The sequence below is a fragment of the Xanthocytophaga agilis genome (assembly GCF_030068605.1).
Taxonomy (GTDB): domain Bacteria; phylum Bacteroidota; class Bacteroidia; order Cytophagales; family 172606-1; genus Xanthocytophaga; species Xanthocytophaga agilis.
Window position 1 is genome coordinate 13,715 of record NZ_JASJOU010000001.1, and the last position, 23,135, is coordinate 36,849.

The following is a 23,135-nucleotide window of genomic DNA, read 5'->3' on the forward strand; positions in this document are numbered from 1 at the left end:
TTGTGTTAACAAGCTACTGAATCCAGGCGATGTTTAAGTTGTTGTTTTCTATAAAATTGAAGACATCGAATGATTTCCAATTGCCATCTGAATTCAAATTGCAGATCCGTATTATTTTCAAGGGCTTCTTCAAATTGAGTTCGCTGTGAGATATTCAGGCGATTGAAAATATATTCTTCTATCAGATCTTCGTAGAACATTCCTTCTGGAGGCATGGTTAGAAAAATTATCAGTGTAGTAGTGGTTTTCAAGAATTAATACTCCATTTCCCCAAATAGTAAACACAAATGGTATGTAACAATTTTTTATATAACCAGGAATAATTGTTATCTGGTATGCTGAATCAATTGTTGTAAGGCTTCTTCTGTTGAGAATACAGGTAATTGACAACTCCGATTGTAACAGACATAAATAGTTGTCTGTCCATTTATTGCCTGCCGACTTTCCAAAAGAGGTATAGTAGTATCTGGTTGTTCTGCTAAAACACTAATTAAAATTTTATTAGGATAGTAAGTCTGTTCAATTTCCTTTCGGAAGACAGGTGCTTGGGGACCAACTACAATTATCTCTGCTGTAGGTTGTACAAAATAGGTAAGTAAACAAGCCCAGTTAGATAAATATTGCCCATCTGTAAGAATCAGATTCTTAACACGTGCTAGCATTCGGCTTGCTATTGTATGATAGTCTGAACGATCTAAAAGGACACCAAGCAGATGAAGATTCTTGGCCATGGCAGAATTGGAGGCAGGAATAACATTGTCAAATAATTCCTTCTTTCTAACTATAAGTTTTTCAGCAGTTGCATCTGTAAAGAAAAACAGTTGTTCCTTTTCATCATAAAAATTATCAATAGTATAATCAAGCAGTTGTTGAGCCGAAGATAACCACGTTTCATCTGTTGTTATCTGATACAAAGCTGTGTAAGCATCTATGACAAAGGCATAATCTTCCAGATATCCAGGCAATGTTGCCTTACTGTTTTTATAATTGTGCCATAGTTGAGGCCCATTCTGCATTTTTTCTTTTAAGAAGGTTGCATTCTGTAATGCCAGATCAAGGAATCGTTTTTCTCCAAAAACAGCATATGCATCAATTAGTCCTTTAAGCATAAGTCCATTCCATGAGCAAAGTATTTTGTCATCCAGACCAGGGCGTATACGATGCTGACGTGCTTCAAGAAGTTTAGTTTTAGACTTAGCTAACACTTCTAAAAATTCTTCTACAGGAAGCTCATTTTCTTCGGCAAATAGTTCTGGTTTTTGTGTACTATGTAAAATATTATTTCCATGCTCCCAGTTGCCTTCTTCTGTAATTCCATAGTATGCACATATCCATTCAACATCATGACCAAGAATGGTTGAAATCTCCTTTTTTGTCCATACATAAAATTTCCCTTCTTCTCCTTCGCTGTCCGCATCCAGCGCTGAATAGAACCCTCCTTCTGAAGATGTGAGTTCCCGTTCTAAAAACTCAATAGTTTGATAGACTACTTGTTTGTATAAAGGATCCTTAGTTGCAGCGAAGGCTTCACTGTAGAGACTGACCAACTGTCCGTTGTCATAAAGCATCTTCTCAAAATGAGGGGCAAACCATTCCGGATCTGTGGAATAACGAGCAAATCCCCCACCTGCCTGGTCATAAATACCTCCTAATGCCATTCGGTCTAAAGTAAGGCGAAGTTGTTTTAGGGCTGTAGAGTTTTGTGTAATCTGCCAGTAACGAAGAAGAAACAGATAAATACTTGGCATTGGGAATTTATTCCGTTCTTTACGCATACCTCCTCTTTCTGTATCAAACTGGCTGGATAGTTTGGTATATATTTGTTCCAGATCAGAATGGGTGTATTGAGTTTCATTGCTCTGTAACCGATATTTCTGACTTTCTGTAATTCCCAGATGTTCTGTAAATGATTCTGCAGATTCCAGAATCTTATCTCGCTGCTGATGGTACGCAACTGATATTTGTTTGAGAATGTCTACCCAATGCTGAGGAGGGAAATAGGTGCCGCCATAAAAAGGTTTAGCTTCTGAGGTTAGAAATACATTTAAAGGCCAGCCTCCTTGTAAGCCCATTGCATGAAGTGCATCCATATATATCGCATCTACATCCGGACGTTCCTCACGGTCTACTTTGATGCATACATAATGTGTGTTCATAATCTCTGCAATAGGAGCTTTTTCGAAACATTCCCGCTCCATAACATGACACCAGTGACAGGCCGAATAGCCAATACTGACAATAATGGGTTTGTCTTCTGCACGAGCTTTTTGTAAAGCTTCTTCCCCCCATGGATACCAGTCAACAGGATTGTAAGCATGTTGCAAAAGATAGGGGCTGGTTTCCTGTGCTAATCGATTGGGTGTATGTGATGTATGAACCGATGCTGTCATAAAGATAGGAATATAGGTTGTCTGTGTAAACTATTGGTGACAACGAAAAGTTTATAGGATACATAAAAAATCCGTACCTGTAGTAAGGTACGGATAAGATCTACAAAATATACTATAAAATGTCTATTCCACAATAGCTGTGAACTCAATTTCAACCATATATTCAGGAGCTACAAGTTTGCTGATTTCATAGAGACTTGTAGTTGGCTTAATATCTTTAAAATAGGTTCCATGAGCTTTGGCTATATTGTCAAACTGTGTGATATCTGTTGTAAATATACGTGTACGCACTACATCTTTCATGGTAGCACCAGCTTGCTCCAGTACCTTTTCAATTCGTTCCAGAATGTTTTGAGTTTGTGCATAAGCATCATCCGCTTTTACTTTTTCTCCATCCACAATAGCAACTGTTCCGGATACTTCTATGATATTTCCAATACGAACAGCACGGCAGTAGCCCATTTTATCTTCCCATGGAGATCCAGTCAAAATATTTTGTCTTGGCATTTTAAATTAGGTTACGTGATTAGTAAAATTGTGAGATTAAAACTAGATGTATTTTATAAAATCTATAGAAGGTCTTTAAAACAACTTTAATTGCTGATAGCCACCTCCATTGCTGGCTTCATGTTCAATCAGCCATTCTTTGCGCCAGATTCCCCCTGCATATCCTACCATATTGGTATCACTACCCACTACACGATGACAAGGTATAATCAAACACAGACGATTACGACTATTTGCATTACCGATAGCCCGAATGGCAGCTGGAGTTTTTAATTTATATGCTAAGGCTTTGTATGTAGTCAGCTTTCCATAAGGGATCTTTGCAAGTTCTTCCCAAACCTGTACTTGAAATTCAGTTCCTTTAACAATAAGAGGAAGATCAAAAGTAAGACGATGCCCTTTAAAATATTCATCTAATTGTATTTGACAATCGAGGATAAATTTAGGAAGATGTTCAGATACTGCTTTGGTTTGATTTTCGACAAATAGTACAGATGAAATTCCTTCATGAGTAGCTGTGATTTCAATCCAGCCAATAGGAGAGGAGTAGTACGAAATAAAAGAAGTATCCATTTGTTTAATTCTCAGTTGTCTATGGACAATCTGTCAACTTTTATAGCCTGAATAGCACAGGTTTAGGTAAAATTATTCCTATTTCTCGAAAGTTACCTCAAATATAGGTCTTTGTCAAAATCATTTTATTTCCGCATTTTGCAGTATCCGAATTTTAACAAACCATTTTATCGATTTTCTATGAAAAAAAGAGACTACCCGTTGTATAGTCAAAATAATATATTGCACTTATGGGAGAATACCTACCTATGCGTAGTGAAAAATAAACTATGTGGATTTTTTTTCTTCCAGTTGTGTGTTATTCTTCTGTCGTTTCATCCTACAACTGCACAGAATGTACCTACTCCAGAGAAATTTCTTGGCTATAAGCTTGGAGACCAGTTTACCCCACATGACCGTCTGGTGCGCTACTTTGAAACTATTGCAAGTCAGGCTACAGACCGTTGTAAACTCGTTCCTTATGGTCAAACTTATGAAGGACGCCCATTGATGGTAATGGTGGTAGCAACTCCTGAAAATATAAACAGACTGGAGGAAATTCGTACCAATAACCTGAAGATAACAGGTTTGGTATCAGGAACACCCTCTTCAGTTCAGCCTGCAATTGTCTGGTTGAGTTATAATGTCCATGGGAATGAGGCTGTTTCATCAGAAGCTGTCATGCAGGTCTTATATGATCTGGTAAACCCAGCAAATGCAGAGATGCAGGGATGGCTTAAAAATATGGTAGTGTTATTAGATCCTTGTTTAAATCCAGATGGACATGAGCGATATGTGCAATGGTACAAGCAAGTAGCTAATTTTCCTTATCAACCATTACCTTTCTCAAGAGAACATCAGGAACCTTGGCCTGGAGGTCGTTTCAATCATTATTTATTTGATTTGAACAGAGACTGGGCTTGGCAGACCCAACAGGAAACACAACAGCGAGTAGCATTATATAATCAATGGATGCCTCATTTGCATGCCGATTTTCATGAAATGGGTCCCGAGTCTCCCTACTATTTTGCTCCGTCGGCTAAACCCTATCATGAAGCACTTACACCTTGGCAGCGCCAGTTTCAGCAGCATATAGGTGAGGCAAACAGAAAGTATTTTGATAAGAACTATTGGTTGTATTTTACACGTGAAAAGTATGATCTGCTTTATCCAAGTTTTGGTGATACCTGGCCTTCTTTCAATGGAGCAATCGGAATGACCTATGAGCAAGGTGGAAGTGGACGGGCTGGATTAGGTTATTTAACTTCTGAAGGAGATACCCTAACTTTAACAAAGCGAATTGCTCATCATGTAGCAGCTAGTTATGCCAGCATTGAAGCTGTTGCTTCACGAGGAGATCAGGTATTAAAAGAATTTAAGACTTATTTTGACCAATCCCGCAATAATCCACAAGGTGCCTATAAAGGGTATCTGATCAAAGCAAAGGGGGATGAATCGAAAGCGCAAAGCATTGCACAACTTCTGGATAGAAATGGTATCCGGTATGGTTATGCAAATAAAGAAGGCTCAGTAAAAGGATTTAACTATGCTACAGGAAAGAGTGAAGCGGCTAAAATAGAAGAAAATGATCTGGTTATTAGTGCTTACCAGCCTAAGTCAGTGATGCTGCGTGCTTTATTTGATCCTAAACCTATGCTCGAAGATTCTCTTACCTATGACCTGACATCCTGGGCAATACCTTATGCATTTGGAGTGAAAGCCTATGGATTGCCTGATGCAATTGCTAGTGGCAATACATCGGATAAACCTAAAAGTCCAACTTCTGCACAATCTCCTGTGGTAGTAAAACCCTATGCGTATCTGGTTGAATGGAAAGATTTACGGGATGTTCAGTTTTTATCTGCTTTGCTAAAGAAAAAAATTAAGATCAGAAATAGTGAAGTCGCCTTTGAAATGAATGGAAAAACATTTGCTCCTGGAACTTTGTTAATTACACGGACAGGTAATGAAGCTTTGGGAGAAGCATTTGATACTTTTATTACTGATCAGGCCAAGTTAGCAGGTATTATACCAATGCCTGTATCTACTGGATTTGTTGATAAAGGGTTTGACTTTGGTTCTGACTATAATCATTTTATTAAGGCTCCACGTATTGGCCTTGTAACAGGAAGTGGCATTAGTACAGATGGCTTTAGTTCTACATGGCACTTCTTTGAGCAACAGATTCATTATCCAATCTCTGTAATAGATGTAAGTCGGCTTAGTTCTGTTCCTTTGCAACAACTGGATATTCTTATTTTACCTTCCGGATCTTATAGTGGTATATGGAATGAACGAATGATAAACAAACTGAAAGAATGGATTCAGGATGGGGGGAAAGTAATTGCAATAGAAAATGCGGCTGAAGTATTAGGTGAGAAAGCTGATTTTGAATGGAAAAAGAAAGATGAAGGTAAACCTGCACCCAAAAAAGTTAATTCACCTGCTGATACATTGAAGATCTATGGACACAGAGACCGAGAGTACATTGCAGAAGATATTCAAGGCAGCGTTTATCAGGTGACATTAGACAATACACATCCTTTGGCTTTTGGATATGATAAGAACATTGCTATACTTTTTAGAAACAACTCTCCTTATGAACTGATGAAAAAGGGATGGAATGTAGGCTATCTGCAAACTACAAATTATACAGCCGGGCATGTTGGCTATAAAACCAAAGCCAAACTGCAAAACTCTGCTATTTTTGGTGTACAGGAAATGGGACGTGGACAAATAATTTATATGGCTGAAAATCCTGTTTTCCGCGCGTTCTGGCATGGAGGAAAGTTGTTATTTGGTAATGCTGTTTTTATGGTTGGACAAGCTTATTAAACTAGACAAGCCTGAATATTGTCAACAACAGAGAATCAGGGCAGAAGTAGTGTATAATGAAATGGATCTGCCATAGTAAACAAGCATGAGTTCTGTATCTGTATTCATATGGTGTTATTTCACGAAAGTCTGTAATCACTTACAGGCTTTTTTTTATGATTTTGAATCTGCTGGATTTTATTTTGCGTATACATGGCAAGTGTACATTTTTTTGCTAAAAACTGAACTTAAAACAGCATTGTAACGTATTTTTTTTAATAGTTTTGCAACCAGCTTTGTTTAGATATAATTGTAATAGAATAATTGTATTTTGCCAAGCCGATTTAAGAGAAAAGGTCTGTTAACTATAACAGAGAAATAGTAAACTTAATAATCTATTATTCGTATAAAATAACCATTTCTAACACCTTACACTGCCGATGAACACAGCCGCCATGCGTGCGAAGAAGAAGCCTGCACCGAAAATGAAAGCACCACCAATGAAGAGTTACATAGACCTGGTGGACCAGACATTTGAGTTTCCGGAAGAACTGAAGGTGAAGAACAATGAGTTGTTATTTAATGGTGTCCCTTTGATGGATATTATTCGCAAATATGGCACCCCATTAAAGCTGACTTATCTACCAAAGATTAGCGAGCATATACAATATGCAAAAGAGATCTTTAATGATGCGATAAAAAAATTCAATTACGCAGGTTCTTATACCTATTGTTATTGTACAAAGTCTTCGCATTTCCAGTTTGTGCTTGAAGAGGCATTAAAGAATGATATCCATATCGAAACTTCTTCTGCCTATGATATTCCTATTGTAAGAGCACTGGAAAAAGCAGGATCACTGGACAAAAACAGATATATTGTTTGTAATGGCTATAAAAGACCACTCTATACTCAATATATTAGTGAATTAGTGAATGACGGTTTTGTCAATTGCATACCTGTATTGGATAATCTGAAGGAGTTGGATGCATATGATGCTGCTGTGAATGTACCTATGCAACTTGGCATTCGTGTTGCTGCAGATGAGGAGCCAAATTTTGAGTTTTATACCTCCCGTTTAGGTATTCGTTACAACGACATTACAGACTTCTATAAGAATCGTATTCAGGATAATCCGAAGTATACATTGAAAATGCTTCATTTCTTCATTAATACAGGTGTGAAAGACACTGCCTATTACTGGAGTGAATTAAGTCGTTTTGTATATAAATACTGTGAACTGAAAAAAGTTTGTCCTGAGTTAGATACAATTGATATCGGAGGCGGGTTTCCTATTCAAACATCTCTTCAGTTTGAATATGACTATGAGTATATGGCTGAGCAGGTAATTGAAAATATTCAATGGATCTGCGAAAAGAACAACGTACCCGTACCAAATATCTTTACTGAGTTTGGTAGCTTCACTGTTGGAGAAAGCGGTGCAGTTATCTATTCTGTTTTGGATCAGAAGTTGCAAAACGATAAAGAATTATGGTATATGATTGATGGTTCATTCATCACTCAGCTACCTGATTCATGGGGAATGAATCAAAAATTCATCATGCTGGCCATCAATAACTGGGATAATCCTTACCATAAAGTGAATTTAGGTGGATTAACGTGTGATAGCTTAGATTATTATAATTCAGAAGCACATATTTCGGAGGTGTTCTTACCTCAGATTGAAGGAGATGAGGAATTATATCTTGGTTTCTTCCATACAGGAGCGTATCAGGAGTCGTTGGGAGGCTATGGTGGTATTCAACATTGCTTAATTCCTGCTCCGCAACATGTAATTATTGATCGGGATGAAAAGGGAAATATTGTTACTAGTTTATTTGCACCTGAACAGACTAGTGAATCAATGTTGAAAATATTAGGTTACAAATAGGCATGCTTATTGTACTAATATATAGAAACTTGTAAAATATTACATTAGACTTCAACCTAAGTCTAAAGAAATCAATGACTTATTTATTTGAAGTTAAAAAAGATCTGTATATTTGATTAACTAAAAAGAAAAAATCATTCCATGAAAAAGGTATTACTTATAGGATTGGTTGTTATTGCCAGTCTATCTGCTTGTGCTAAAAAATACACATGCCCTACTTATTCTAAGGCTAATGGTGTAGAGAAACTACATGCAAGTGTAAAGCAAGCTGAAAAGGGTAATAATTAATATTACCCTTTTTCCAATATCTATTACATTATATGATCTTTACAAAGAGCGGATAGCTTCTGCTTTTCCTATGTATATTTTATCCACAGGATTCTTAACGTAATCTTGTGGATTTTTTATTAAGCCTCAGCAGAGAACTGGAGAATGAACCGACTAGCCTCTAATAAATTTTTTGCATTATAAATTGCTGTAGAGGGAGTTGGTTCCTGAGTAGATATAAATATTCCTTTAATCTGTTGCTTATTTCCTGCTTCAATATCTCGTTGTCTATCACCAACCATCCAGGATTGATTGCGATCAATATTAAATTTAGCAATGGCCTTCTCTATCATCAATGAATCTGGTTTTCTTGTAAGAGATGCTGTGTCATAATCCGGATGATGTGGACAATAGTAAAGCGCATCCAACACGTTTCCGCAGGCTTCCTGTATTTTATTGTGACATTCAAGGACCTCTTTTCTGGTATATTTACCCATCGCTATACCTGCCTGATTAGTAACTACAACAAGTAGATAACCTGCTTTTTTTAATTGTTGAAGTGCTTCGGGCATTCCCTCAGGAATAATAAGATCCTCACGTTTATAAACATAGGTACCAATTTCTTCATTTAATACACCATCCCGATCTAAGAATATGCATTTATTCATAATAGTATCTGGTTGAATTTAGATTGCTGCTCTTTTAACTGACAAATAAATCTTTAGGTTTTGAAGATATGATTTTTACATGTTATTTGTCGAGAAATATAAAGGGTAAGTATTTTGTATAGGTTTGAATAAAGAATATTAGGCCTGAAAGGATATTCAGTATTATTCACTTTGTATACTTATCTCTTGTTTTTTTGACACTTTATACCAAAAATCTTTTCAAGTAACCTTTATTCATATGCAAAAATTTCTTTTACTAAGTGGAGCCATACTGGGAGGTTTAGGAGTGGGACTGGGCGCTTTCGGTGCTCATGCTCTAAAACCTATGCTGGAAGCATCACAGCGATTAGATACCTATGAAACAGCTGTTAAATACCAGTTTTACCATGCATTCGCTTTATTAATTACTGGATTGCTAGCCTATCGTATAGAGAATCGCTTATTAACCTACGCTGGATATTCTTTTTTAGGAGGAACACTGATTTTTTCGGGATCACTCTATATTCTGTGTTTATCAGGAATCCGTTGGTTAGGGGCAATTACACCAATTGGAGGCGTTTTAATGATTATAGGTTGGGTATTGGTTGCCTGGGTTGTTGCAACCGGAGAATAGATAATAAATAAGAGAAGGCTTCTGCGTACTCTGACAAAAGCCTTTTCTTATTTATTTTGTTTTAGTTAAACTATATTGTTTTACTGTTTTATCTATTGCGTCTAATAAGCCACCTGTGGGAACATCGTTATTTAATTCCCAGAACATGATACCATTTAATTTCTTATCAAGAGCATATTTGGTTTTAATTTGAATAGATCGAGGATCATCATAGGTAAAGAAAAGCTTTTGTGTAGCATCATACATATAGGGAGACTGAGCTGTGGAATCCCAAAACGAATGAAAGTTTTTATTCTTTGCCAGAAATTCAGGCAGTCCTTTGTAATCAACACCATGCTTGAATTTAGTACTCTGATTCAGGCCATTGTTTTCAGGAGCTACATTCTCAAAAATTCTTCCATAGAAGGCGGCACCAATTACAAGCTTATTTTTGGGTACCCCCAATGCTTCCAGATATTTAACGGCATTATCTGTTGATTCTTTTTGAACACTTGTAGAATAAAGAGGAGTATGGTGCCCTGTAGTGGTACTGTAACCATTTGTCAGATCGTATGTCATAAGGTTTACTCTATCTACAAGAGGCATTACTTTCTTCCAGTCAATAGACTGTTCGAGATAAGTAGTAAATCCACCGGCTGCAAAGCTGATCTCATATTTGTTGCCCATAGTTGTGCGGAGGCGTTGTACAAGATCTGTGAAATTGTCTTTATCTGCGGGAAGATACTGATGCCCGGGAACGCCTTCTATTGCAGGATATTCCCAATCCAGATCAATACCATCTGTTTTGAAATAAATCATTACCGCTTTAACAGACTCCGCAAATTCTTGTCTGGCCGCTGGTGTAGAAAATACTTGTGAACATGTCTCACAGCCTCCCCAACCTCCTAAAGAAAGCTGAATCTTCAGATTGGGATTACGTTTCTTAAGTGCTACCAGATGTTGAATAGTTAACGTATCTTCTTTTTTATCTACAGTAAACTTATTTCCTTTCAGATGTAAAAAGCTGAAAATGATGTGTGTTAATTTTTCAATAGGATACTGATCAATGTCTTTGGTACTACCTGCATAGTAGGCAATTACAGTAAAGTTGTTTTTAGGTGGATGACTTTTAATTGTTGCAGATGTAAATAATAAACCTGCTAGTACAAAGATTGTACTGAAGCGGATAAAAGAATAATGCATACTAAATGGTAAAATGAAGTGGTTGGGAAATAACAAACCAGCAGAAATACTATAAAGTATATTATTTCTGAGAGCTTGCGATCAAAGTTATGCTTTAGAGAGAAAAACAAAAAGTATTAAACAGGATAACCTGATAATTAGAGTTGGTATCACAGGCACTTTAGTTGGTAAAGCAATAAATAATATATTATCGCTTTGGAAGAACGTTACCTTGGATATATAGGCGTTCGTTACCTGTTGCCGCATTGGATACAACCGTAATGGTTTTGTTTTGCTGATTAAGAGAAGATTTACTATCAAAAGTAACCGTAATATCACCTGATTGCCCTGGAGGAATTGGAGTACGGGTCCATTCTGTTACAGTACAACCACAGGTTGGCTGAACTACACTTATAATCAGAGGATCTTTGCCTGTGTTTTTGAATGGAAAAGTATGTGTAACTTTTTCACCTTGAATGATATCTCCGAAATCATACCATCGGTTGGCAAAAGAAAATGCAGCCTGACTACGTACTATGGTTGGGTTAGAGACGATAACGGAACTAACTAAATGACTGGAACGTGTGGGTTTACGATACGCTGTTTTAGAACGATATTTGGAAGATGTTCTTGCACTGTATATTACCTTGCTTTTAGGCTTTGCTTTTCCTTTGTACTTACTTTTCTGAGCTTCTGCTGAAAATACTATGCATACAATACCTGATAGTATAAGTAAAATAGTTTTTAGAGTGAGAATGCTTCGGTTCTTTTGCATGAGAATAACAGTAAGATATCAGATTAAGTACAAATTACATTCCATTTTTCTTAGAGACCAACTTCAAATCAACTATTAAAGAACTTTGTATGAAAATTCATGAAATATACCTCTTCCGTTGCCCGAGTGATGGCAGTATAGAGCCAACGTAAAAACTCGGCATTCAGATTTTCATCCGTTAAATAACCCTGATCAACAAAAACAGCAGACCATTGTCCTCCTTGTGACTTGTGACAGGTAAGTGCATATGCAAACTTTACCTGCAGTGCATTCAGGTAAGGATCTTTCCGAATTGCTTCAACTCGCTCGGTTTTCCGTGGAATATGTGTGTAATCCTGTAAGACGCTATCATATAATTTTTTATTGTCTTCGGAGCTTAAACTAGCAGCTACAGTATGTAATGTGTCCAGAAGTATCTTTGCCTCAAATGATGGATATTCAGGATAGTCAATCAATGTTAGTTCAACATTGGCAAAGCGAAATCCGTGCATTTCTTCAAAGCTTCTCACTTTTTTTATCTCAACAAAGTCGCCATTGGCAATAAACCCTGCTGGAGCATCTTCACCCAACACTGTGTAATTATTTCGGACCACCATTAATAAATCTCCTGCATCAATTTCACTTTCTGAAGAGTTGATCTGTCGACGTATATATTGGTTGTATTGTACAGCTGTTTTGTTTGATCGTGTGATGATAATGGTATTTTCACGGCCAAATTTATCATAAGCATACCGTAAGCCATCTTCCAAACGTTCACCTGTCATTTTATAGCAGTCTCTAAACCCACGAGTTTGTAACTCTATTGTTAGTTTTAGGTTAATGAGACTATTACGAATATAGGTAGCGTTGTGTAATATGCCTGATGCCTCTCCCTGACGGGTTACTTCGGTTAGTTCTTTTTCCCGTACACTAATGTCATACGTTCTCTGTAAATAGCTGCTATCCAGAGCTGGACTTAAGGTTTTGCCTACAGGGGGTAACTGTGCTGCATCACCTACCAGTAATAATTTATTGGATGGGTGTTCAAATACATAATCAATCAGTTCTGCAAGTAATCCTCGGCCTCCCATGAAGTCTGCCTCATCATCAATCATAGACGCCTCATCTATGATAAATAATGTACTGGTATTATAGTTAGGCTGGCGTTCAAATACCATATTTCCAGAATAAGCATCTGTTTTCTGCCAGAATATCTTTTTATGTATTGTCCAGGCTTTTTTACCAGAGTACTGGGCCATTACCTTTGCTGCACGTCCTGTCGGAGCCATAAGGATGGTTTTGTACCCAAACTTTTTGATAATCTTGACCAGTGTACTTAAGATCGTAGTTTTTCCGGTTCCTGCATATCCTCTCAAAAGAAAGACAGGAAGTAGTATTTCTTTGTCAGCAATAAATTCGTCCAGCATCTCAAATAATTCTGCTTGTCCCTGTGTAGGAGTGTGCGGAAATTTCTGTTTTAATAGTTCTGCTAGTGAAGTAGTAACGGGCATTGGTTAAAATAAATAGTAAGTGTAAGCTGGGAGGATTTATATTTGCTGAGATCCTATTTTTTTACGAAGAATTACCTGTTATTTCTCATTTATAACGTCAATGATTAACTAAGAAACAATGTAAAGGTACGAAAAACTTTGGAAAGTACTATTTTAATTGAGGTATTCACATTTTAATAAAATTATGCAATCAGAAGAGATATTGCAAAAATTCGGAAATAAACTGCGAGTCAGAGTATGTGGTATTTGTATTCAGGATGATAAATTATTGCTTGTTAATCTACGCCATGTAACCCGGACAGGGGATTTATGGTGTCCACCGGGAGGAGGAATGCAGGTGGGAGAAACGGCCCCCGAAACACTGATTCGTGAATTTGAAGAGGAGACAGGATTAAAGATTGAAGTAGGAGAGTTTATGTTTGTAAATGAGTTTACAGGAAATTCATTGCATGCAGTTGAGCTTTTTTTTCGTGTAACTATCCTGGATGGAGTCTTACGTAAAGGATATGATCCTGAATTAGAGCAGCAGGTACTGGAAGATGTGGCTTTCCTGTCATTTGAAGAAATTCGCAAGTTTAAACCAGAAGAACTACATAATCTATTTAGATATTGTTCTTCTCTGGAAGAATTGGTAAATCTTCAGGGATATTATCAGTTAAAAATCTGACATTTAGGTTTGAAAAGAGAAGATTTTATAAAAAAGGCCTCATTTTTATAAAAATGAGGCCTTTTATTATTTACTTACCATCAAATGCTGTTTTAGCATAATTGACATTCAGATACTTATATCGTTCTAGTTGCTGCGGAATACGCTTGGCAAAATCATCCCAGTTTTTTTGCTCTTTTGGCGACCAGACAACTTCAGCTAAAGCACTGGCTCTGGGAAATACCATATATTCTGCATGTTCAGGTGTTTTTATGTATTCAGTCCATAGATTTGCCTGTGCTCCCAAAATGTACTTGCTTTCTTCTACTGATAGTTCAGCAGGTATAGGTTCATAGGAGTATACTTTGGTTAATGGCAGGAATCCACCGATAGCCAGTGGTTCAGTTTTTTCTGGACCTTGATAATGATCAAAATATACAAATTCACCTGGAGTCATGACAGCATTGTGATGAGCTTTTGCAGCTGCAATACCTCCTTCTGTACCTCTCCATGACATAATAGTTGCATTAGGTGCAATACCGCCTTCGAGGATTTCATCCCAGCCAATCAATTTCTTGTTTTTTGCATTTAAAAACTTCTCAATACGTTGAATAAAATAACTTTGTAATTCGTGTTCATCTTTTAATTTAAGATCCTTGATCTTTTTCTTAATCAGTGGGGAGGTTTTCCAGTAGTCTTTAATCGCTTCATCCCCACCTACATGTATATATTCACTTGGAAACAATGTAATCACTTCAGTTAGTACATCCTCCAAGAAAGAGAATGTTTTATCTTCTGCATTAAAAATATCTGGAAATACCCCCCATTTGGTTCCTACTTCAACAGGTTTTCCTGTTACGCCAAGTTCAGGGTAAGCCGCAATAGCAGCCATTGCATGTCCTGGCATCTCAATCTCTGGTACAACTGTGATGTAACGTTCTTTTGCATATTGCACAACCTCTTTTATTTCATCCTGTGTATAGAAACCTCCATACCGTTTGCCATCAAAGCGTTCCACTTTTTCACCTGCATGCCCAATTAATGTTTCTTTACGCCACCCTCCAATTTCTGTCAGTTTAGGATACTTCTTGATTTCAATACGCCATCCCTGGTCATCTGTCAAGTGCCAATGGAAGGTATTTAACTTATGAAATGCCAGTAGATCAATGTATTTCTTGACAAACTCTTTCGGCATAAAGTGTCTGCAGACATCTAAGTGAAGACCTCTCCATACAAACCGAGGGGTATCTGTAATTTCAACTACAGGGAGGCTCCATGCAATACCATTCACGGCACTAGAGCTTTCAATGGCTGTAGGAAGCAACTGCCGAATGGTTTGATAACCATAGAAAACACCAGTGGCTTGATTGGCTTTCAGAGTTACCCCTTTATCTGTTACAGAAAGTGTATACCCCTCTTTACCAAGTGAATCCTGAGGAGTTTTTAATGTAAATACAATGTTGTTATCTGTATTTCCTGTATTTTCCTCCACTTTGATGGGAAGATTACCTGCTTTCTGAAACTGATCTGCAAGTGTTTGCGCAATCTTTTTTAACTCTTCATTTCCTGCATCTACTAGTATCTTTGTATCATTGTTTATCACAAAAGACCCTTCTCCTTTTTGCAGTTTCACTGGCTTAGGAATAATGGAAATGGCTGCTGATGTGGTTGTAGTTGTTTTCTCCTGCTTGGAAGTGCAACTACTTAACATTCCAATTGCTATGAGGAATGAAAGCAAGTAAGTAATTTTCATTTGATAAGAAGATAAATAGAATGGTATAACTTAGACGAGAAATACTTGCCTAAATATCAGAATAATTATTAATTATTTTTTCTTTTGCAAGAAAAGAAGAGAAAAAAATTTAGAAACTATGTTTTGATAAAATAAAATTAGTTTATGATTAATCAACCTGTTGTTCGATCATCTGGCTGGGAAACTGCAGATGCTATATTGGTAGAAACAACTTATCGGAAGATACAGTTTGAACTGTTTAGGAAAGAGCCTGCTACTACCATACAGATTAATGACGTAAAAGCCCCAACTCGTGCGGAATATTTCGGATTATATGTCAGAGAGTTATTTACCTTCTACCAATCCGTTTTAACTACAATGCGTTCGAGTACACAATGGATAGCATTGAATGCTCATTCTACTTACCATACACGAAATATATTGGCTGACACTGTAACCATTACAACAGAGGAGGATGAAGTGGATGTAATCGGATATTGCTTTAATCCAGTTGTTTTCAATTTTGAATGGATTGACAATACACTAGATCCAAACTGGAAGCCATGGGGATGGAAGATTCCTATTCTATCTGATGATCCGGATGATACGAACCTGTTTTACGATTTAACAGCCCATAAAGGAATTGTTCACCAAGGAACTACACCTGATAAGATCTTCTTTTATGGGTTTAGTCCTGCAGATTTTAATGGATTGCAATTTTTTGAAAAAATACTTGCTCAATAAATTGTAGTGAACTAATTCATTTTCGGAAAGCGTATTTTTTTAGGAAAGAGCAGACAGGTTTTCATTACTGACTTCCTGGTGAACGGGCATAATACGGGTATTTAAAATGTTTGCAATTTCCAGCGGCGTTTCTGCAGAAAAGATTTCTCTCTCTACTTTAAGCAGATAGGTTGCATATATAGTAGGCATGAGCTCCGGAATAGAGTTTTTACCGACAGCTCTGCAATGGAGCCAGTGATAGCGCTGATCTCTTACATCGTAGACAATAACTGGTATCAAATTCGGATTGGAAGCATCAAAACAGTCCAGGAATAAAGGAAAGTCAAAAAGCTGGAGCTCTGCAAAGTCAGGATATAGGTTTGCATCAAAGAACTTGTATTGCCATATTTTTCCATCGATACGCATTTCATTCAAAGCAGTTCGAAGTAATTGTAACTGGAACTGCATTTGTTGATATGGCGTAAGCTGGTGTGCAAATTCTTCAATAGGGACCCATTGCTGAGTACTAACTTGTAAATACTGGAGTGATTTTTTGCCAACATCTAGTTTATAATCAAAGAGGGAATAACCTGGAACAAAGTATCCAGGGTAAAAGTATTGCAGACCTTGCTGTTGGCAGTAAGCAATTTTTTGGTAGATCAGGAATTTTCCCAGACTGTATTTTTTGTAGGCTGGATCATAAAAAGAAGTAATTCCTGCTGCACTTTTAGCCCCAATGTCAAAAAAGCCTGCTGCTATTAAAACATCACCATCGTAAATAGTTACTTCATATGTGTTATATATAGATGTTAGGTGGGTTGAATTGCCATACAACAGATAATGAAGAGAAGAAGATGCGTCAAATGTAATTCCCTGCTTATAACGGGAAAATAATGATTCCTTTTCCTGGGTAAGAGAGGCTTTTTGAATAGAAACCTGAAATCTGGCATTTTGTTTAAGCAGTTTCAGCTGTGTTTTGCTGGGTACAAAATCTTGTAAGTCTGCTCTAAGCCATATAGCACTTAGTATTTTATTAGTAACATTTAGAAAATTAGTAGTAAATATGGTTTGATCCATGCGAAACCAACCCTGTTCAAGATAATTATCTAATTCTTCCGGATCTATTTTTTCAGGGTACTTTGCTTCTGCAAACATAAATTATGTGGTATTTTATCTAACTATCTGGTCATAGTTTTCCAGATATGCCTATCAATTTACAAATCTTTTCTTTCTTAACAATAAAGAAAAACAGCGTAAAACATACAATGAATATCAGTGTCTGTAAATCAGGAGAGAAATTCATGCAATGCATTGAAAATCCATATACAACCGATTCCTATAGAGAATAAACCTACAATAGCATTAATTAGTTTAAAGACAAACTGATTACGTTCAATGAATCTTGAGACAGAGAAAGCTAATACACAACTATAGATTGTCATAGAAAAAAGAATACCTAAACTTTGTAATAGAATGACAAGCATAGCAACGGATGTATTCTCAGAAGCCAGAACCAATGCTACAGTACACGCACCTCCTGTACCTGCAAGTCCATGTAACATACCTATCCAAAATGAACGACTTAAAGGATTCATTGCAATTTCATCGCCTTGTTTTCCATGGATATGTAAGGCATTGGTAGTATGTAGGTGATCTGGGATTGCTTTATGGCTAGCCATCATCTCTTTTAACTGATGATTTCTGCGAATAGCAGAAATACCAAGCCAGATCATAACAGGACCAACAGCTATTTCTGCATAAGATGAAATATAAATAGGAAAAATAGCTTTTAGGAGTAATGCAAAAAAACTAAAAAGGATTAAGGATACCGAATGCCCAAGTGCCCATTGAGAAGATCTCCAGATAAGTTTTGCTATTCCCAGTCGTTGGCTGGATTTCTCGGAGGCTAGAACCGAAATTGCTGCCATGTGATCAGGTTCAAACGAATGTTGTATACCGAGTAGTATTGAATCAAGAAGCAATGGTGTAATCAAAGTATTACGGATTAAGTAGAGAATGAAACAAGAATTTATTAGTGGTGTAAATGATAGGAAATCATTTGGTCATGAGCATCAAATAATAAAAGAGAAAAGCTAACTTCTGGAATTACAGAGGTACATTGCCGATAACAGTAGCGGCAAAGTGTTTGATAAAATGGTTCATTTTCTGTAAATGGAAATAGTTCCGTGAGCCTTCGTGCCATTGTTAGTTCCTGAATCTGTGAACAGATTGCCGATGGGTATCCACTCTCTGTGGCAACTCTGATGATAAAATCTTTATCCCAGGACGATTGATCGCTATGTGTATTGAAATCTCCTTTGGCAAGCTTTACCGCCTTGCCAAGCATAATTCCCATGACAACTTTAGACACAGGTGTCATTTTTATTTTTTGGAGAGTTTCTCCAATCCAATTGCCATATTGGATAAATGCATAGTCAGGTAGATGTGGATAGCGTTTTTTGAGCTGCCTTTCTGTACGTCCACCGGAATTAATAATTAATTCCGTACACCCATTGGCAAGAGCTACATCTATTCCCTGTTCAATACTGGCAATATAAGCAGCGGCAGAAAATGGTTTGACAATACCTGTAGTACCTAGTATGGAAAGCCCTCCAACAATGCCCAAGCGAGCATTTAACGTTTTTTTTGCTAGTTCTGAGCCATTGATTACAAAGACCTCCAGATTCACGCCCTTCACTATATTCTGACTTTGTAAAACCTGACTCACTTCTCTGATCATCATCTGACGAGGGATAGGGTTAATTGCTGGCTCTCCAACTTCAATAGCCAGACCAGGAAGTGTGACAATACCTACGCCTTCTCCCCGTAAAAAGATAATCTGATTTATATTGTTCCAGCTAACCTTGCAACCTATTTCGGCTCCATGTGTAACATCCGGATCGTCACCTGCATCTTTAATCGTACTACAACTAGCAGATAGGAGTGTATATTGACAAGAGTTTATCAGAAAAGAGGCTATTCCTCCTATTGGCAGTTCTATCTCTACTTGTTTCACGGATGTTTGTTTAATCAATGCGAGCAAAGCAGCTTTTGCACAGGCCGTTGCACAAGATCCAGTAGTATAGCCTGTTCGTAAAGGTCCGGAAGGAATGGGCTGCAGACTCATAAATAAAGTGTCTTTAACTGCTCTTCTAGTTCCTGTTCTGTGGATACAATTTGAAACGATTCAGGTATTGTTGGTCGTTCAACAATAATCAAATTGGTTTGGGTTTGAATTGCAGCTTCTATTTTACTCGACAAAAAACCGGATTCTCCACTGTCCTTTGTAAGTATACAATCAACTTCCAGATTTTGTATCAGCAGTATTTCCTGTTTAACACCTTGACCAGGCATTGCTGCCAAAATATTTTTCTCCAGTAAGCCGGCTGCTAATGCCTGGTTAATGGAGGTCTCTCTGGGTAAAATCCGAAATGTAGTTTGTTTTTCCATCCAATATGATTTCATAGGAGCAATACTTTGAACACCTGTAAGTGCAAGTAAATGATGGCATTCTATCTGATACAATTTTTCAATAGCAGCTCCAATGGAAGATACATAATGAATTTTAGGATGAATGACTCTTTCGAAATATATCCTTTCAAAGCGTATAGCTGGAATAGAATGCCTTGCTATTACTTGGGCAATTGTCTGATGTAATTGTGAGGCAAAAGGATGGCTGGCATCCAAAATAAGTTTCACAGATTGTTTCTCTATATAGGTAGCAAGGTCATCTTCTGTAAATGCTCCATATCTGTATTGGACATGTGGATGTCTTTCAAACTCAATATTTGTTTTTGTTGAATAGATATAATCCAACTGCACTGTATTCAGATAGTGGGCAACTCGTTTGCCTTCGGTTGTTCCTCCAAATAACAAAATCATGTCTACAGTTTTACAGGTTTTCCAGTCCTGAAAATATGCTTGTGTTCCGGATGATATAATTGAGATCGGTTCTGGCGGGCTCCAATAGCCACTCCTACAATAATCAGAACGGTTCGGGTAAGTTTATGTTCCCGAATGATTGCTGCAAGTTCATTCAAGGTCCCTGTATACACTTCTTCATCCTTCCATGTAACTCTGTATAGAATGGCAATAGGAGTATCTTCCGAATAATGTTCAAGCAACTGAGCCTGGACAGTTTTAGCAATAGTTGCACTCAGGAAGATACACATGGTAGCTTTATGACGCGCCATTTCGTTGAGTTTTTCGTGTTCTGGTAAAGGTGTATTACCTTCACCCCGAGTTAATATAATGGTTTGAACTACTTCCGGAATCGTAAATTCTGATTTCAGGTAAGCTGCTGCTGCCTGAAAAGCTGAGATACCAGGGACAATAAAGTAATCCATGCCTCTTTCCTCAAATATACTAATCTGTTCCTGAATAGCTCCATAGATAGAAGGATCTCCTGAATGCAACCTTACAATCATTTTACCTTGGGTATAGTAGGCTACCATCAATTCAATCTGTTCTTCCAGGTTCATACTGGCTGAATTTCGTATGATTGTATCTGGCTTGGCATAGGTAAGTAATTCTTCGGGTACCAAACTGCCTGCGTATAAGATTAAATCTGCTTGCTCCAGTAATTGTTTGCCTTTGACACTAATTAGTTCAGGATCTCCAGGACCTGCCCCAACGATGGCAATCATCGCTTTTCTTTGTACTGTCTTATCTAGAGTCAGTGCAAGTGTATATTTTTTTCCAGAAGATACTGTGATCTTTTGTTTTTCCAGCAACAGATCCTGATTCCTGGCTGATAACATGGCAGATGCTTCCGACACGCTGTCTACTCCCAGTTTTTCACGAACCGTTTCTGACGGATTTTTAACCTGTTGGGTATTGAGTTGATCTGCAGTCCAGGTAACAAATGGAATCTCTAGGTTTTGTGCTAATTGAATAAACGCTTCTTCATCATATTTGATATCGATAGATCCAAGTGATTTTATGGATTCAATGGCTATCTTATGCTGCAACAGTTGATTCCTGAAAGATTCTTCCAAAAGATGAGTTTCAATACCTCTTGAACATCCCATTCCTACATGTAGAACCTGAGGATGATAGAGTAGGGTAGGCAGAGATGAATTATATATTTTATAGGTTACTGCTATGAAAAGTTCGTATTGACTAAAGTCAATCTGCAGGTAGTCATAATAAAAGTCAACAAAATCGGGTTTATTCTTTTCCAGATAGGTTGTTCCCGGATCTTTGATATCCAGTAAGACAGCAGTTGGTTTATTATTGACAAACAATGAGATTAATGTAGTAAGGCTACTTGTTGTTCTTATTTTCCACCCAAATTGATTTGATATGGTATCCAGATGCCAGATGTTCTGGATATCACTGGAGGTCGTAATCACAGCCTGAGCTCCCGTAATAGCTGCTATTTTATGGGTGAGTTCATTCGCTCCTCCTATATGTCCGGAAAGAACAGATTGGGCAAACTTTCCATGATCATCTATATTGACAATAGCAGGATCTTCTTTCTTATCCTGAATATAAGGAGCAACACTACGAACACAAATTCCCAAAGCTCCAATAAAAATAAATGCATCAAAAGAGTGAAAAGAGGTTTGCAGAAAATCTGCAATAGAAGTAATTGATTGTACTTCTGTTTTAGTAGAAGAACGTGTAGATACCAGAGCAGATTTCTGAAACTCTTTTTGTACTATAAGTCCCAGAGTTACTCCCCGGTCTGTGCTGGCAATAATAGCTATTCGGTTCATTAGGGTTTTTCGGCGGCTAAAATGGTAATTGGATTATGTTCATCTACCCGAATGGTTATCTCTGGCAACAACACATAATTGAGTTTTTGAATGCTTTGTATAAAACTTGTTTTGCTTGTTTGTTGAACTACATTCATTACAAGACGTCCTTTGGATTGCAGGTAGGTATCAACTTTGAAAATAAGTTCTTCTAATCTATTGCCGTGTCCTCCTATGAAGACTGCATCTGGTTGTTGAAGTGTAGTCAGATCTATCTCAAGAAAATCGCCCATTACTTTAGCAATTCCGGGTGTTGAATGTGTGCGGGTATTTACCTCAAATAATTGGTCACATTCTGGACGCTTTTCGAAAGCAGTTACTTGCAGGTGAGGAAAACGACATCGTGCTTCAATAGCTACTGATCCTGTACAAAAGCCAATGTCCCACAAAGAGTGGCGTATAGACAGGTCAAGTTGAGATAAACTTACCATACGCACAGGCATTTTTGTAATCATATTTGGACGATTGTCCAGGTAGGCAAATGATGAATCTGGAATACCAAAATGTTTCGGTTTCGGTTTTGTTTGTTTGAGTAAAATACAATTTAATGGATGACAGGTAGTATGAGCGGCTTCTTCCAGAGTCATATTTTTAATTTGCTCTTCGACACTTTCCAAGGCTTCACCAATTATCATTGTGTAATTATCAAACCGATAATCCAACATTCGTTGTGCAATAGACGCAGGTGCCTTCTGTGCATCGGTGAGTACTCCAATCTGTGGCAATCCACGCAACAAGGCTGTATCCAGTTCATCCCAGGATCTGCCATGTACTGATATCGGAGTAACCTGATGATAAGGTAGCAGTAGTTTGTGACAGAGAAGCTGAATGCTGTTAAACCAGGGATATACTTTTAGTGTAGCCTTTGGATCAAATTTTTGTATAGTGCTTGCAAAGCCATAAAACAGTGGGTCTCCAGATGCAAAAACAATAATAGGCTGGTTAATAGATTGAAACTCTTTGAACAAACCTTCCATATCCCCTTTAATATCAATCCATTGATGAATAGGAGGGAGCTTATCTTTGACCAGTGCATAGTGTCGTTTTCCTCCCGAGAAAATGGTATAGGAAGATAGGCAGGATAGTATATCTTCCTGTAATCTAAACTCAGTAGAGTTTCCTAGTCCTATTACAATATAATCTGCCACC

At 37.4% G+C, this 23,135-nt stretch carries 21 protein-coding genes; 6 read left to right on the forward strand and 15 right to left on the reverse strand.

Annotated features, from left to right (window positions below; translation table 11 throughout):
- Positions 1 to 5: 5 nt before the first annotated feature.
- The 4 genes from QNI22_RS00070 to QNI22_RS00085 form a co-directional block, all read right to left on the reverse strand.
- Entirely contained in the window at positions 6 to 251 is a 246-nt protein-coding gene (locus tag QNI22_RS00070; protein WP_314508537.1) for a hypothetical protein, read from the reverse strand.
- Between the two features lie 75 nt (positions 252 to 326).
- Entirely contained in the window at positions 327 to 2,390 is a 2,064-nt protein-coding gene (locus QNI22_RS00075) for a thioredoxin domain-containing protein (protein WP_314508538.1), read from the reverse strand.
- Between the two features lie 123 nt (positions 2,391 to 2,513).
- Positions 2,514 to 2,897 (reverse strand): RidA family protein, encoded by a 384-nt coding sequence (locus QNI22_RS00080; RefSeq protein WP_314508539.1) that lies wholly within the window; start codon positions 2,895 to 2,897, stop codon positions 2,514 to 2,516.
- A 75-nt stretch (positions 2,898 to 2,972) separates the two neighbouring features.
- Positions 2,973 to 3,470 (reverse strand): methylated-DNA--[protein]-cysteine S-methyltransferase, encoded by a 498-nt coding sequence (locus QNI22_RS00085; protein ID WP_314004178.1) that lies wholly within the window; start codon positions 3,468 to 3,470, stop codon positions 2,973 to 2,975.
- A gap of 255 nt (positions 3,471 to 3,725) precedes the next feature.
- Here QNI22_RS00085 and QNI22_RS00090 point away from each other — a divergent pair, with 255 nt between their 5' ends.
- The 3 genes from QNI22_RS00090 to QNI22_RS00100 all read left to right on the forward strand — a co-directional run bounded on the left by QNI22_RS00090 (position 3,726) and on the right by QNI22_RS00100 (position 8,440).
- Complete coding sequence (locus QNI22_RS00090) at positions 3,726 to 6,284, forward strand: M14 family metallopeptidase (RefSeq protein WP_314508540.1); 2,559 nt, start codon at positions 3,726 to 3,728, stop codon at positions 6,282 to 6,284.
- Positions 6,285 to 6,763: 479 nt separating this feature from the next.
- A complete protein-coding gene (locus QNI22_RS00095) occupies positions 6,764 to 8,152 on the forward strand; it encodes a type III PLP-dependent enzyme domain-containing protein (protein ID WP_314509846.1) in 1,389 nt (462 codons plus the stop codon).
- A gap of 141 nt (positions 8,153 to 8,293) precedes the next feature.
- Positions 8,294 to 8,440, forward strand: coding sequence for a hypothetical protein (locus tag QNI22_RS00100; RefSeq protein ID WP_314508541.1), 147 nt, complete (start codon positions 8,294 to 8,296; stop codon positions 8,438 to 8,440).
- Between the two features lie 119 nt (positions 8,441 to 8,559).
- Here the strand turns inward: QNI22_RS00100 and QNI22_RS00105 are convergent, their stop codons facing one another.
- Positions 8,560 to 9,087, reverse strand: a complete 528-nt coding sequence (locus tag QNI22_RS00105) for a D-glycero-alpha-D-manno-heptose-1,7-bisphosphate 7-phosphatase (RefSeq protein WP_314508542.1) — start codon at positions 9,085 to 9,087, stop codon at positions 8,560 to 8,562.
- A gap of 238 nt (positions 9,088 to 9,325) precedes the next feature.
- Between QNI22_RS00105 and QNI22_RS00110 the strand changes: the two genes are divergently transcribed.
- The gene (locus tag QNI22_RS00110) at positions 9,326 to 9,700 is read left to right on the forward strand and encodes a DUF423 domain-containing protein (RefSeq protein ID WP_314508543.1); all 375 of its coding nucleotides are present in this window, start codon (positions 9,326 to 9,328) and stop codon (positions 9,698 to 9,700) included.
- Positions 9,701 to 9,751: 51 nt separating this feature from the next.
- Here QNI22_RS00110 and QNI22_RS00115 read toward each other — a convergent pair whose 3' ends face one another.
- The 3 genes from QNI22_RS00115 to QNI22_RS00125 all read right to left on the reverse strand — a co-directional run bounded on the left by QNI22_RS00115 (position 9,752) and on the right by QNI22_RS00125 (position 13,126).
- Entirely contained in the window at positions 9,752 to 10,882 is a 1,131-nt protein-coding gene (locus QNI22_RS00115) for a glycoside hydrolase family 18 protein (protein ID WP_314508545.1), read from the reverse strand.
- A gap of 187 nt (positions 10,883 to 11,069) precedes the next feature.
- Positions 11,070 to 11,636, reverse strand: a complete 567-nt coding sequence (locus QNI22_RS00120; RefSeq protein WP_314508546.1) for a DUF1573 domain-containing protein — start codon at positions 11,634 to 11,636, stop codon at positions 11,070 to 11,072.
- A 68-nt stretch (positions 11,637 to 11,704) separates the two neighbouring features.
- On the reverse strand, positions 11,705 to 13,126 hold the full coding sequence (locus QNI22_RS00125) for an ATP-dependent DNA helicase (protein WP_314508547.1): 1,422 nt from the start codon (positions 13,124 to 13,126) through the stop codon (positions 11,705 to 11,707).
- Positions 13,127 to 13,310: 184 nt separating this feature from the next.
- Here QNI22_RS00125 and QNI22_RS00130 point away from each other — a divergent pair, with 184 nt between their 5' ends.
- Entirely contained in the window at positions 13,311 to 13,793 is a 483-nt protein-coding gene (locus tag QNI22_RS00130) for an NUDIX domain-containing protein (protein WP_314508548.1), read from the forward strand.
- Between the two features lie 70 nt (positions 13,794 to 13,863).
- Here QNI22_RS00130 and QNI22_RS00135 read toward each other — a convergent pair whose 3' ends face one another.
- Positions 13,864 to 15,525: a beta-N-acetylhexosaminidase gene (locus QNI22_RS00135; RefSeq protein WP_314508549.1), complete on the reverse strand. Its 1,662-nt coding sequence runs from the start codon at positions 15,523 to 15,525 to the stop codon at positions 13,864 to 13,866.
- A gap of 144 nt (positions 15,526 to 15,669) precedes the next feature.
- On the opposite strand from QNI22_RS00135, the gene QNI22_RS00140 reads away from it, so the two are divergent.
- Entirely contained in the window at positions 15,670 to 16,248 is a 579-nt protein-coding gene (locus QNI22_RS00140; RefSeq protein WP_314508550.1) for a hypothetical protein, read from the forward strand.
- Positions 16,249 to 16,287: 39 nt separating this feature from the next.
- Here QNI22_RS00140 and QNI22_RS00145 read toward each other — a convergent pair whose 3' ends face one another.
- From QNI22_RS00145 to cbiE, 6 genes are all read right to left on the reverse strand, one after another.
- Entirely contained in the window at positions 16,288 to 17,382 is a 1,095-nt protein-coding gene (locus QNI22_RS00145) for a GNAT family N-acetyltransferase (protein ID WP_314508551.1), read from the reverse strand.
- Between the two features lie 131 nt (positions 17,383 to 17,513).
- On the reverse strand, positions 17,514 to 18,155 hold the full coding sequence (locus QNI22_RS00150; RefSeq protein WP_314508552.1) for a hypothetical protein: 642 nt from the start codon (positions 18,153 to 18,155) through the stop codon (positions 17,514 to 17,516).
- A gap of 104 nt (positions 18,156 to 18,259) precedes the next feature.
- A complete protein-coding gene (locus QNI22_RS00155) occupies positions 18,260 to 19,354 on the reverse strand; it encodes a cobalt-precorrin-5B (C(1))-methyltransferase (RefSeq protein ID WP_314508553.1) in 1,095 nt (364 codons plus the stop codon).
- Positions 19,351 to 20,109 carry a precorrin-6A reductase gene (cobK, locus tag QNI22_RS00160; protein ID WP_314508554.1) on the reverse strand — a complete coding sequence of 253 codons (759 nt, stop codon included), beginning with the start codon at positions 20,107 to 20,109 and terminating at the stop codon, positions 19,351 to 19,353. Before cobK ends, QNI22_RS00155 begins: the two co-directional genes overlap by 4 nt.
- Positions 20,110 to 20,111: 2 nt before the next feature.
- Positions 20,112 to 21,947, reverse strand: a complete 1,836-nt coding sequence (gene cobM, locus QNI22_RS00165) for a precorrin-4 C(11)-methyltransferase (protein WP_314508555.1) — start codon at positions 21,945 to 21,947, stop codon at positions 20,112 to 20,114.
- Positions 21,947 to 23,134, reverse strand: coding sequence for a precorrin-6y C5,15-methyltransferase (decarboxylating) subunit CbiE (gene cbiE, locus QNI22_RS00170; RefSeq protein ID WP_314508557.1), 1,188 nt, complete (start codon positions 23,132 to 23,134; stop codon positions 21,947 to 21,949). Before cbiE ends, cobM begins: the two co-directional genes overlap by 1 nt.
- Position 23,135: the final 1 nt, after the last annotated feature.